The organism is Candidatus Poribacteria bacterium, from assembly GCA_021295715.1.
Taxonomy (GTDB): domain Bacteria; phylum Poribacteria; class WGA-4E; order WGA-4E; family WGA-3G; genus WGA-3G.
This window is the reverse complement of record JAGWBV010000038.1, coordinates 21515-34920: the sequence shown is the minus strand read 5'-3', so window position 1 is coordinate 34920 and position 13406 is coordinate 21515. Positions and strand designations below refer to the sequence as shown.

Sequence of the window (13406 nt, the reverse complement as noted above, 5' to 3'; positions counted from 1 at the left end):
ACGGAACGCACGCAAAAGTTGAAACGCACGTTGTTCCTCCGCAAGGTAAAATTAAAAATCCGCAAGGTAAAATTAAAATCTTTTCCGTAGGACAAGTGTGCCTGTAAGCGCACCAGCCGCTATGTCGGTTTGTAAATCTATCTCAAGTGCGTTGACTCGTGTTTGTGTCAGTGTCTTTTGCAAGCGGGTATTGAAACGTTTCGTTGAGATCCGGGCCTCCACAGCACTGACAACATGGTTTAAGATTGCTACACCTAATATTGTCCGAGCGAGTTGAAAGGTGTCGTTCGCTTTCTGCCGTAAATCAAACGCTTCCAAGCGATACCGCGAGTCGAAATCAATGTCTAAATCGGGTTCATTTTTTAGATTCGGATCGAGATCCGTCCAATACCATTTGCCAGTGCGCGCCCGTGTCTCGTCCGAATCGTAGACATGATTCCATGTTTCATATTGCGTGGCGTGCTCAAAATCCTCTATAGGATCCCAGTCCTCAAAGGAACCTGGACCGATAAACGTAACGTGTTGTCTGACGACATCGCGATAGTCTTCTCGTGTGTTTGAAGCATTATTTCGTAGAAAAAAATAGGTCACGAGCAAACCAACGTCTGCAGCAGCGTAGAGATACCCGCGTTTTGCCCCAGTATAGAGTTGTCCCATCCCCGGAATAACGAGCGAATACAAAAACGCCTCGTTTGGAGATTTCCGAGTCTGGAACTCTTGGGTCGCCTCCATAACGACAGTGGATTGATTCATGAGCGTGCGGCTTCCGAGGGTAGAATCTAAATAAAAAGTTGTGAGTAGTGGCGCACGAGGACCTTCGGATGCTACACAGAGACCGGACGCTAAACATAACATCAGCACGATTATTAAAATTTGGGTCTTAGATTTCACTTTTCGTTGTTTTCCTTCTAAAAGATGAACATCAAAGTGGTTTCATAGAGTCGCGAGCGGCTTGGACCGAAGCTCGGTCCAATTGTAAAGTCAATATTGAATAGATACCATCGCGCACCTACACCGGCAGTAATGTAATCTGTCAAGTCCGGTAAGTTAATGCCGGGTTCCGACTTGTAGCCAACACGGAATGCAAGCATACCACCGAGCCAGTACTCCAAGCCGAGATTCTTTTGAAGGTGCCGCCATTCAAATGCTCGGATACCCACCCCGCGATCGGAAAGGAGTTGTTCTCGTGTCAGTTTTTCTTCTCTTTCGGCGTTGAGCCGGTCCAAATCTATGGCTAATTCGTTTTCATCCTCTGCCAATTTATCAATGTAGGCTGTGACACCACTGACGAAGCGAATGTGATGATACCTTGACTGATAAAGACTCATAGACGTACCGATTCGTAAGAACCGCGGTAACGGATCTGCTTGGTTTTCATCAATGAAAGAGATGCCCGGTCCAACGTTCTGAATTGCAACACCGAACGTTGTTGGAATAGGATCGAACGGAAGGAGATATTGCATTCCCAAATCAACGGCATAAGAACTTCCACTTTCGCGTCCGAGAACCATCCGAATCATCTTGCCGTTGATACCCGCCGATAAAGACTCTGTAATGCGGTCCGCGTATGAAAACGTCAACGCGAAGTTGGTACCGAGACTTTCTTCACGAAGAATATCGGGAGAATCTGTTGTCACAGCGATTGTGCCTTGTCCCTGCATCTGGAGCGTCGCGCCGATAGTTCCGACATCGCCGAGTGGCATCGCGCCTGAGAGGAAGGTATAGTACAATCCTTCCCCGGCTTCTCCAAAGGGTGCGCTGTAATCTGTATAAAACATTGAGGCTTGTGTCGCTTTCCTGCCAGAACGGAGTTTACTTTCAGGCATATCTGCCAATCCACTTGGGTTCCAGAGCGACGTGGTTACATCACCTGACATCGCAGAAAAAGCGTCACCGAGTGCTCTTGCTCGCGCACCGCCGCCGAGGTTTAAAATTTGAGCACCTGTTCGACCGGGTCCGGCAAAAGCTCCCACCGGAAAAAAGATCGCAAGACATAAAAGCAATATGAAGATTTTGCGTCTAAAAGAGTACACTTAATTCCTCCATTTTTTTATTCAAAAGCAATGCTACTTAATAGTATATAACAACGCGAGCAATAACGCAAATCGCTTTCATTTCGTTTACATTCACGGGTGGGAAAAACATTTACCTCTCCTTTTTGATATTGACAGAAAAATAGGCGCATGCTAAAATCGTAAACAGATTGACATCAAAAGGAAGGTCTAAAGACTTCAGTGACTCCAGACTAAAGTCTGGAGATTGTTCAGTACGGTAGCCGGTTTCCTATAGGTTGAATGATTATAAATACACTGAATAGAGTCATATATCGCGGAATCTCAGTATGGCAACTGGTAAGACGATATGGATGCTTCCCAAGTCTATATCCGCTCTGATTTCGTGATCTCGATGGGGCAATATATATCCGAAAGGAATTTACAAACTATGTTTGTACCAGTTGTAGATAAAAACCAAAATCCATTAATGCCTACCACACCGGCAAGGGCAAAGAAATGGATTAAATCTGGCAAAGCCACTCCTTTTTGGAAGAATGGCATATTCTGTGTAAGACTTAACAGAGAGCCTTCTGGTAGGCATAATCAAGAGATTGCAGTGGGCGTAGATCCTGGTAGTAAAAAGGAAGGATTTACGGTTAAGTCTGAAAAGCATACTTATCTGAATGTTCAGGCGGATGCACATAATAAAGTTGGTAAGAAGGTCAAAAAGCGTAGTGAATTAAGGCGAGGTAGACGGGGTCGCAAGTGTCCGAATAGAAAGAATCGCATGAACCGCCTCGCCAACAAAGAACGCATCCCTGCTGGCACACGTGCAAGATGGGACTGGAAACTACGCATATTGGATTGGTTAAACAAATTGTATCCAGTCACACATATATGTGTAGAAGATATTAAGGCAAGAACCAAACAATATTAAAAGAAATGGAACCAGTCTTTTAGTCCGTTGGAAGTCGGTAAAAACTGGTTCTACTCTGAAATACAGAAGAAGTGGGAGTTACTCACGCTTCAGGGTTACGAAACAAAAGAATTACGTGACAGCCTTGGAATTAAGAAGTCCAAAGATAAGATGTCAGAATCCTTTGATGCACATTGCGTGGATAGTTGGGTGTTAGCATATCATACCATAGGCGGTGAGCCAATTGTGGATAATACTGATATATTTTGTATATCACCTTTACCTATACAAAGACGTAATTTGCATAGAGAAGTCCCAAAGAAAGGTGGTATCAGAACCCGATATGGCGGCACCAGATTCCTTGGCACTCGCAAAAATATGTTAGTAAAGCATATTAAACATGGAATTCTCCGTGTAACTGGACATCAGAAAGGTGGATTAACCTTAAGCAATATAGAAAATGCGAAACAAGTCGTGTTATCAGCAAAACTTGATACTTACAAAATACTAACCAGACTTAACTTTAGATACAAACAAATTGTATCTGAACAACCGAAAGTGGAACAAGGTGAATTAGCACTACACCTCACTTTGGATATATAGGAGCGGCGTCTACATCTCCAAGCTAAAGCATGGAGTTTTGACTCTGAAGAATTTGATAAAACAATGCGAATAATTAGGGCGCGGCTTAGCCCGTATTTGATACTATCAGTCTCCCTCATCCTCTGTTTGTGGAGTTTTAAGGGCCTGCCTGCAGACACGAATGAGGAGCCTCCCGAAATTCTTACGAACCGCGAGATTAAAGCAGTCCGCATAGAAACCCCTCCAACAATCGACGGAATATTGGACGACGTCTGCTGGCAAAATAGTGCAAAAACCGGTGAATTTCTTCAATTTGAACCGCAGCGGGGTGAACCAGCAACACAGTCAACGACTGTTTATCTCGCCTACGATGCCAATAATCTCTATATTGCCTTTGAATGCTTTAAGACCAACATGGACAATCTCGCAGCGAACCTGACACGGCGCGACTCCTTCTTCTTCTCCGATGACCATGTTGAAGTTTTAATCGATACCTTCCTTGACGGCAGAAACTGTTATGCATTCGCCTTAAACCCACTCGGCACACAAACCGATCGACGCCTGATTAACGAAGGTGCGAATAGGCGTACAGGTCAGTCCATGATCGGTACTGCTATCTCATGGGATTGCGACTGGCAAGGTCAAGCCGCAATAGGAACAGACAGTTGGACCGCAGAATTTGCCATTCCGTTTGCAGAAATCCGATTTTCAAAAGGAATGGAAACCGCGACGTGGGGCATCAACTTCTGGCGAAACGACGAATCTCCTGCCGAAGAACAGATGTGGGCAGATTTAGGGGAACGCCAGTACGCTGTCTCAAAATTCGGACATCTCACGGACCTCCAGATCTCTGGATTGGTTACCAAACGACCTGTGAAGTTCAAACCGTATGCCACGCTAAGACCGCAACTCCTGCAACCGGCAGAGGGTGAAGCATCAACCGCCCTGAAACCGGACACTGGGTTAGACATCCGGTATCCGATTGGGGACTTTACTGTTGATCTGACGCTAAATCCAGATTTCGCACAAATTGAGGCGGACCCTGACCTCGTGAATCTCACAGACATCCCACTCCGTTTTCCTGAAAAACGCCCGTTTTTCCTTGAAGGAAACGAACTTTTTCAAATGCCCCTTGACCTGTTCTACAGCCGTAAAGTTGAAGCCCTGCTCGGTGGTGGAAAAGTCATCGGGAAATTCAGTAAGTACAATCTCGCTTTCGTGGGAGCCGTCGCGGGACCGGAGAACCCCGATAGAGAAATAGAAGCAGGCGAATTGCCTCTCGCAAACTACAATTACTCCGTTTTTCGGTTGCAACGGGAGGTCGGTAAAACGTCATCCGTCGGATTTTTAGGCGTTAACAAACAACGCGGTGCCACGTATGACCGAGCCGGTGGATTTGATGCCCGCATTCAACTCCCCGCCGCGACGAGTCTTAACTTGGAATACGCAAGAGAATGGAAAGGCGGCGGTCTCGACAGACCAGAGAGTACCGAGGACAACCTTGTCTTTGTTCAACTCGCCCGTCGCACAAATGTATTCTCACTTGATGCAATCTACGCAGATATTGGCGAATACTTTAACCCTGAAACAGGATTCGTTCCACGCGTCGATAGACGTGGGTTGATGATCAGAAGTCGCTATAATAAACAGTACAAAGGGGCTGTTGAAAGACTTCGCGGTGAGGTAGAATATGAACGCCTCACGAACCACGCAGGTGAACTTACAAATCACAGAGCGGGTTTAAGTGGACTTTTCGGGGTTTACGATTTCTTTTTCCTCATCGGTCCTGAATGGTACAATCACATTGACGATGACGACAATCAATTATATGAAGACAGAACCGCTCGTTTCTTCGTCGGGTGGTTTCCACCGAAATATGTGCAAATCCGAAACACCGGTAACTTCGGTCTACGTAATGACAAAAACATATTCTTTTTCCGACCCGAAATCACAATTCGTCCAACTGCCAAACTCAGTTTTGAGTTCATCTTGCAGCGACTCCATGAAAAGGAACCCGATGCAACCGCGTGGGAACTTTCTGAATGGACGCGTCGCTTTGTCGTGAACTACCAGTTTGCACAGCGTATGTATGCAAGAGCCAGTGCGGAATTTACATTAGAAAAAGAACGCCGCGTGTTCGCACTCTTCGCTTATGAGTATCGTCCTGAAAGCAATCTGTTTGTCGTCTACACCGACAACCGTGATGTCGAAGGAGACACGGAGCGAATTGTGTTCATCAAAATTTCGCACCTCCTGAAAACAGACCTTTTTTGAATGACCCAAATCCACGTCGTTTCTCCGCAAGGAAAATTAAAATTTTGAAATGCTACCAACACTGGATGCTCGCGGTACTTTCAGCATTCCTGTTATTCCTCAGTTTCCCAAATTTAAATCTCTTTCCGGTTGCTTGGGTCGCGATGGTGCCATTCTTCATTGCTCTGACCCGCGCAACAAGCCGGAAATCCGCCTTTTGGATCGGTTACCTAACAGGTTTTCTGTTCTTCGCAGGTCTGCTCCCTGCCATCCTCCTTCTCTATCCGTATGCGAATATTTTCGCCACAATGGTCGGATACCTATTATTAGTGGGATACACGGCACTTTATTTCGCCGTTTTTGCAGTGCTGATGCGGTTTGTGCCGAGGCATTCCAGCGTCCTATTTTCTCTGTCCGCTGCATGTATCTGGACAGCATTAGAATGGGTGCGGAGCTGGATGATAACAGGATTTCCATGGGGAAGCATCGGCTATTCGCAATGGAATAATCTGTTGGGTATACAGGTCGCCTCGCTTGTTGGTGTTCATGGTATCAGTTTCGTCATCGTGCTTTTCAATGCCGCTATCGCTCATCTGTTTTGTAACCGTCATCACTGGCGAGAAGAAATTCGCGCTGTAGTCCTGCCACTGATCCTGATGCTTTTTTGTTTCGGTTACGGGATACGCCAACTCCAAAACGCTAACGCCTTAGACCAGCGCACAAACGCAACGACACACACAAACGTCGAGACCTTAAAAGTTGCGCTCATTCCCGGCAATATCTCGCAACTTCAGAAATGGGATCTCCGTCAGTTCCCACAGATTTTGCAACGCTATATCGAATTGACACATAAAGCCAGCAGAGAAGATCCTGAGTTAATTGTGTGGCCCGAAACTGCAACACGCAGCAGGGCCTTGACAGGCGAGTGGCCCACATACTACAGAAGATTCTCGTTGATGCTCCGTGATATAGGAATTCCAATGCTCCTCGGGACCGCGAATCGAGGAGAAACAGACGCAGCGATAGGTCAATTTTCCAAAAGTGCTGATAAAAGAAACACGGAAATATACAACCGCGTCCTTTCAATAGCCCCAGATGGTAAGATACACGGGGACTATGCAAAGATGCATCTCGTTCCGTTTGGTGAATACGTGCCTCTGGCACACCTTCTGCCGGATTTTATCCCCAATTTTATCCAATTTGAACCCTTCGCTCACGGAAAAACAGTAAACCTTTTACCGGTGTTTGACGTTAAAAATAAGACAAACACCCGGAAGATAGAGGTCGGTGCTTCGATTTGCTTTGAATCCGTGTTTCCAGATGAATTTCGCAGACCCGTAAAAATGGGTGCCAGAGTGATGGGCATCTTCACGAACGATGCGTGGTTCAAAGGCACTGCTTTTCCCGAACTACATCTATCCATGGCACCTTTCCGCGCGATTGAGAACCGAATTGCCGTGTTCCGATGCGCAAATGGTGGATTTACGTGCGTCGTGGACAAGTTTGGTAGGATAACAACTTCGTTGATTACACCTGACACCGCTCAGGAAATTCTCATCGCATCCGTCCCACTTCTTTCATCCACGGAACATGAACAGACACTTTATACCCGCTACGGCGACTGGTTTCCGATGCTTTGCACGCTTATTTGCGTTGCATGGTTCGGCAGTCAAATCATAATATGGGCGCGTCGTAGACATTCTTAGTGATTCATGAGGAGTAATATGCTTGTAGATTTAAAGAACCAGGCTGAAGAGATACAAACCCGTCTTCAAGAACTCAGAGGTTATCTTTGACCTGGATCAAAAACGAAAAGAATTAACAGAACTTGAAGAGGCAACGGTTGCCCCTGACTTTTGGAGCAATACACAACGCGTTCAAAAAGTTAACCAACGCATCGCCTTCCTCCGAGATGAAGTTGGCGCGTACGAAGACCTCGCTTTCAACATCGAAGATATCCAAACCCTGATCGAACTCGCGACCGAAGAGAACGATGGGAGTCTACAAAACGAGATTGTCGATGGATTGAGCAACATCACGCAACATCTCGAACAGATGGAACTCCGCTTAATGCTCACAGGTGAGTTCGATGAAAACAATGCAATCCTCAGTATTCATTCCGGGGCGGGTGGAATCGACGCACAGGATTGGGCAGGGATGTTGATGCGTATGTACCTCCGTTGGTGCGACCAACGCGGCTATAAGACCGAAATCGTAGACCTCACCTCAGGAGACGAAGCCGGTATCAAAGGAACGACAGTCCTTGTTACAGGTGCTTCGGCTTACGGTTATCTTCAAGCCGAGGCTGGCGTGCATAGGCTCGTTCGATTGTCCCCCTACGATTTCAATAAGCGGCGACATACCTCCTTTGCCGCTATTGACGTGACCCCTGAAATCGATGACACCGTGGAAGTCGATATCCAATCCGAAGACCTGCGGATAGATTTCTATCGCGCAAGCGGTGCTGGTGGACAACACGTCAACGTCACCGACTCAGCAGTTCGGATTACACACAAACCCACTGGGATTATCGTGCAATGCCAGAATGAACGTTCGCAGCATAAGAACCGAGAAATCGCTATGAAATTACTCCGTTCGCGGCTTCATGAAAAATATCGCGCCGAACGGGAGGCAGAACTCTCAAAACAGCGGAGCGAACGCTTAAATATTGACTTCGGAAGTCAAATCCGGTCCTACGTTTTGCACCCGTACCAACGCGTCAAGGATTTACGCACGAATGTCGAATCAGGTAATGTTAACGCCGTGTTGGACGGTGCTTTAGACCCCTTCATTGAAAGTTACCTCAAAATGAAGGCACAGCAGAAATAATACTGCTTTTGGGTTGCTTTATGGACGAAACTACGGTATAATTGTTATAATATTTCTGAAGTATAGCAACGGTCTATCATAGAAAAAATAAAGGAGGGATAGAGCTGTGGAAGAAACAAAGGACATCATTCAGCAACGTCGCGAGAAGTTGGACGAAATTCGCAAATTTGGCGTAGAACCGTACCCACATAAATATGAACCTACACACACGACCTCCGCCATCCATAGAGACTTTGCTGACGTTCAAGAAACACCCGATGAAACCCAGAAAATCCGAATCGCTGGTCGGATCATGACGAAGCGCGACCATGGCAAAAGTAGTTTCGCACATCTGCAAGACAGTGAAGGCAGAATTCAAATCTACGTCCGACGGGACGATGTAGGGACAGAGCCGTATAAAATATACCGACGCTTTGATACTGGCGATATTGTCGGTGCCGAAGGAGCAGTCTTCCGGACACGCACAGGCGAACTCACCGTCCTTGTTGATGCTGTCCATCTCCTTTCCAAATCCATTCGACCGCTTCCGGAAAAATGGCACGGTTTACAAGATAAACAGACACGCTACAGACAACGCTACGCAGACCTCATCATGAACCCAGAGGTGAAGGACGTTTTCCTTAAAAGAACACGTATTGTTCAAGCAATTCGCGACATGCTCAATGCACAAAACTTTATTGAAGTCGAAACGCCCGTCCTTCAACCAATTTACGGTGGGGCAAACGCACGTCCTTTCACAACATATCACAATACATTGGAGCAATCACTCTATCTACGGATCGCAAATGAACTTTATCTCAAGCGTCTCATCGTAGGAGGGTTCGATCGTGTTTATGAATTCTCGCGCGATTTCCGAAACGAGGGAATGGACAGGGATCATAACCCCGAATTCACGATGCTTGAACTCTACCAAGCCTACGCAGATTATATCCAGATAATGGAGCTCACGGAAACCCTCATCGCTGACACCGCAAAAATCATTCACGGGACAACGAAGATTCATTATCAAGAACATGAGATCGATCTCACACCCCCTTGGCGTAGGTTGAGCATGGTCGATGCCGTTCGAGAGTATAGCAGTATTGATCCAACAACATTATCAGCTGATGAATTATACAAAGCCGCAATTGACGCAGGCGTTGACTTAGCGGGTGATGAGACGAAAGGGAAAATTATAGCTGAACTCTTTGACACATTTGCAGAATCGAAACTGATCCAGCCGACATTTATAACGGATTATCCCATTGAGGTATCACCGTTTGCCAAAAAGAAGCCCGATACTCCAGAGTTCGTCGAACGCTTTGAGTGTTTTATCTGCGGCATGGAGGTAGGAAACGCCTTTAGCGAACTCAACGATCCGATCGACCAACGCCAACGGTTTCTTGAGCAGGCGAACAGTTTAGAGGCGGGTGATGATGAAGCCTTCATGGTGGACGAAGATTATTTACGCGCATTGGAATACGGGATGCCCCCGACGGGTGGACTCGGTATCGGTATCGATCGGTTGACAATGTTGCTAACGAACCAATACTCCATCCGAGATGTCATCCTGTTTCCGCAAATGCGTCCGGAACGCTAAGATGAAAACTTCGCCGATACTTCATACAGAAAGGTTGATACTCCGTTTGTTTACATCAGAAGACGCAGCCGACGTGCAACGTCTTGCTAACGATCCCGATATGGCATCGACCACTGATGAAATAGAATATCCTTATGAAGATGGGACGGCAGAGGAATGGATTCAGTGGTGTCAAGAATGGTTCAAAGACGGCGAACGTACGAATTTTGCGGTTACACTGAGAACAGACGGAACGTTGATTGGCAAAGTTGGTTTGGCCTTTCGGATTCACTTACCTTACAAAGATGCAGAACTCGGCTATTGGATTGGAAAATCTTATTGGAACCGAGGGTATTGCACTGAAGCCGCAAAAGCTGTTGTCGCTTATGGGTTCCGTGCGCGTGACATCGAACTGATTTACGCCTACTACTTCAAACGAAATCCGGCATCCGGGCGGGTGCTGCAAAAAATTGGGATGCACTATGGTGAATATATTCCCAAAGATTCAAGAACATATTTTTTTGAAGATACGATCCAATACCGTCTACTAAAATGTGAGTTCGTAGAAAAATGAAGTCCGCGCCGCCCCTCCTTACAGAAAGATTGCTACTTCGCTCGTTTACACTTGAAGACGCGGCTGATTTACAACGCCTCGTTGGTGAATTCGATGTAGCATCAACATTAACGAATATGCCGCACCCCTACGAAGATGGTATGGCTGAAAAATGGATTCGTTCCTGTTACGAAAGGTTTGAAAAAGACGAAGCACTCAACTTCGCAATTACGCTCAGAACGAACAAAAACTTAATTGGCGGGATAGCACTTAGACTCGATCCAAAGAACGAAAATGGTGAACTCGGTTACTGGATAGCGAAACCGTATTGGAACTGTGGGTATGCCACAGAAGCAGCAAAGGCTGTTGTTGCGTATAGCTTTGAAGTCTTGAAGTTGAACCGACTTCATGCGAAGCATTTCAAACGAAACACCGCTTCTGGACGGGTACTGGAAAAAATCGGGATGTGCTACGAGGGATGCTTTCGGCAGCATATAAAAAAATGGGATAACTTTGAGGATTTAATGGGATACGGGATGCTAAAAGCGGACTATGATTCATTAGCTCCTATCTCGTCTTAGGATATATATGGGATTTGAATGGTTCGTAGCCTCCCGCTACCTACGCTCACGGCGCAAACAATCTTTTATTTCAATTATCAGCATTATTTCCATTGGAGGTGTCGCGCTCGGTGTCGCCACAGTGATACTTGTCATTGCTGTATTAGACGGTGTTGAACAAGAACTCAAAGAGAGGTTCCTCGCAAATGAAGCACATGTTGTTCTTCGGTTGCACGATAGCAGTTTCTTTGGGAGTTACGAAAAAAGGATTTCACAGATTGAGTCAATCGAGGAAGTCGTCGCCACATCCCCCGTTGTTTGGGCACAAAGTGCCATTTTTCGGGAACGCAGCGATACCATTCAAGATGTCATTTACATCAAGGGCATCGATCCCGTTCAGGAAGACAAAGTCACCGATTTCTCAAAATTTGTTGATGGATCCACTGAGCTTCAAGATTCTGAGTACATCGAAAGCGCGCGACTCATCAGAGATGAAACGATCACAGGCGGGATTGTACTCGGCGGACGTTTAGCGGCTCGCCTCGGTGTCATTAAAGGCGATGTGCTCCGACTTATCGTGAATCTTGTGAAATCTCCTGTAAATGAGTCAATGCTCATACCGGACTTGGCGAACTTCGTTGTGATTGGGTTCTATGAGTCCGAGTTGGCGGTTTATGACAACAACTTCGGGTTTATTCATCTACAAGCCGCTCAAAAGATATATAACAAAGAGGATCAGGTAAATACGATCTTTGTTCGATTAACCGATGCGGAATTAGCACCTCGGATCGCCAGGCGGATTGAGGACAAGGTTCAGTTCTCCGTCTTGGAGGGAATGCCGGATGCGAGAACGTGGATGGAGATGCAGGCACCGCTCTTTTCAGCACTTCGATTGGAAAAGATAGCAACCGTCATCATTGAAGCACTCATCATCTTGGTCGCGTCCTTTAATATCGCAAGTACACTGATCATGACCGTAATGGAAAAGACAAAAGATGTTGGGACACTACGCACACTCGGGGCTTCACGCGGAAACGTTATGAGACTTTTCATGATTCAAGGGAGTGTCATTGGGGTGCTTGGAACGGTATTAGGAACGGTTTTGGGACTTGTCCTTTGTTGGCTTCTGAGCTATAATTCAGAGCGTCCGTCTTATTGGTACGCCCTTGTTCTCATTGTGCCAATAGTCCTACAAGTTCTAATTGCCTTCAGGCGAATGATACCTCGCCGTAAAGGTTGGATGTTCGCAATCAGTGTTTTATGGCTCATCGTAATAGGGTTCGCGCTCTACTGTGTTGTTACACCGATTTCGCTCGAAGAACTCGGGCTGAGTCAAGTTTATCAGATGAATCAACTACCGATACAAGTGAATTGGTTCTTTGTTGTTTTCATCAATGTGCTTTCGTTTTTAATCTGTTGGCTTGCGACATTATACCCAGCATGGCAAGCAGCGAACATGAACCCAGTTGAAGCCTTACAACATGAATAGAGAAACACTTATCCGCATCGAAGATTTACACAAATCTTACTATGATGGCGAATCAGAACTTCCAGTTCTTCAAGGCATCAACCTTGAAATATATATGTCAGAATTACTCGCAGTCGTCGGCGCATCAGGTGTCGGAAAAAGCACACTGCTTCACATTATTGGGACACTCGACAGACCGACCGTAGGAAGCGTTTTATACGACGAACAAGACGTATTCACACTATCCGATACAGAACTCGCTCGATTTCGGAACAAAGAAATTGGGTTTGTATTTCAATTTCATCACTTATTACCGGAATTTACAGCACTTGAAAACGTCGCAATGGGGGCATTAATTGCATCACCAAACAATAAAAGCGTTTATAAAGAGGCGGAGTCATTGCTCGATTATGTTGGGCTATCCGAAAGGCTTGCCCACTATCCGAGCCAATTGTCTGGTGGTGAACGGCAACGCGTCGCCATTGCCCGCGCATTGATTAATCACCCAAAGGTTGTACTCGCTGACGAACCAACAGGGAACCTCGATCGGCGGAATAGCGAAGCAGTCTTAGAATTGCTCTGGGATTTGAATTCCAAATCCGGACAGACCTTTGTTATCGTAACACACAATCAAGAACTCGCCCAACAAGTAGATCGTGTTATACAACTCGTTGACGGAAAGGTTTTTTAGAA

General features: G+C 46.1%; 10 protein-coding genes and 1 pseudogene. 9 read left to right on the top strand and 2 right to left on the bottom strand.

What is annotated here, in order from left to right; genetic code table 11:
* Window positions 1-72 precede the first annotated feature (72 nt).
* Window positions 73-753, bottom strand: a complete 681-nt coding sequence (locus J4G07_11010; GenBank protein MCE2414527.1) for a hypothetical protein — start codon at window positions 751-753, stop codon at window positions 73-75.
* 155 nt (window positions 754-908) lie between these two features.
* The gene (locus J4G07_11005; GenBank protein MCE2414526.1) at window positions 909-2033 is read right to left on the bottom strand and encodes a PorV/PorQ family protein; all 1125 of its coding nucleotides are present in this window, start codon (window positions 2031-2033) and stop codon (window positions 909-911) included.
* 409 nt (window positions 2034-2442) lie between these two features.
* Here J4G07_11005 and J4G07_11000 point away from each other — a divergent pair.
* The 9 genes and pseudogenes from J4G07_11000 (at window position 2443) to J4G07_10960 (ending at window position 13404) form a co-directional block, all read left to right on the top strand.
* A pseudogene (locus J4G07_11000) lies at window positions 2443-3513 on the top strand (RRXRR domain-containing protein).
* Window positions 3514-3576: 63 nt separating this feature from the next.
* Window positions 3577-5766 (top strand): carbohydrate binding family 9 domain-containing protein, encoded by a 2190-nt coding sequence (locus J4G07_10995; protein ID MCE2414525.1) that lies wholly within the window; start codon window positions 3577-3579, stop codon window positions 5764-5766.
* 44 nt (window positions 5767-5810) lie between these two features.
* Entirely contained in the window at window positions 5811-7451 is a 1641-nt protein-coding gene (gene lnt, locus J4G07_10990; GenBank protein ID MCE2414524.1) for an apolipoprotein N-acyltransferase, read from the top strand.
* An 18-nt stretch (window positions 7452-7469) separates the two neighbouring features.
* Window positions 7470-8574, top strand: a protein-coding gene (gene prfB, locus J4G07_10985) for a peptide chain release factor 2 (GenBank protein MCE2414523.1) whose coding sequence is annotated in 2 segments (ribosomal slippage) — window positions 7470-7526 and window positions 7528-8574 — 1104 coding nt in all. Because the reading frame shifts where the segments join, the coding sequence is not laid out codon by codon here.
* 106 nt (window positions 8575-8680) lie between these two features.
* Entirely contained in the window at window positions 8681-10153 is a 1473-nt protein-coding gene (gene lysS / locus J4G07_10980) for a lysine--tRNA ligase (protein ID MCE2414522.1), read from the top strand.
* A 1-nt stretch (window position 10154) separates the two neighbouring features.
* Complete coding sequence (locus tag J4G07_10975) at window positions 10155-10706, top strand: GNAT family N-acetyltransferase (protein ID MCE2414521.1); 552 nt, start codon at window positions 10155-10157, stop codon at window positions 10704-10706.
* Complete coding sequence (locus J4G07_10970; GenBank protein MCE2414520.1) at window positions 10703-11266, top strand: GNAT family N-acetyltransferase; 564 nt, start codon at window positions 10703-10705, stop codon at window positions 11264-11266. Before J4G07_10975 ends, J4G07_10970 begins: the two co-directional genes overlap by 4 nt.
* Window positions 11267-11273: 7 nt before the next feature.
* Window positions 11274-12734, top strand: a complete 1461-nt coding sequence (locus tag J4G07_10965) for an ABC transporter permease (GenBank protein MCE2414519.1) — start codon at window positions 11274-11276, stop codon at window positions 12732-12734.
* Window positions 12727-13404 carry an ABC transporter ATP-binding protein gene (locus tag J4G07_10960; GenBank protein MCE2414518.1) on the top strand — a complete coding sequence of 226 codons (678 nt, stop codon included), beginning with the start codon at window positions 12727-12729 and terminating at the stop codon, window positions 13402-13404. The genes J4G07_10965 and J4G07_10960 overlap by 8 nt, the downstream gene beginning before the upstream one ends.
* Window positions 13405-13406 lie beyond the last annotated feature (2 nt).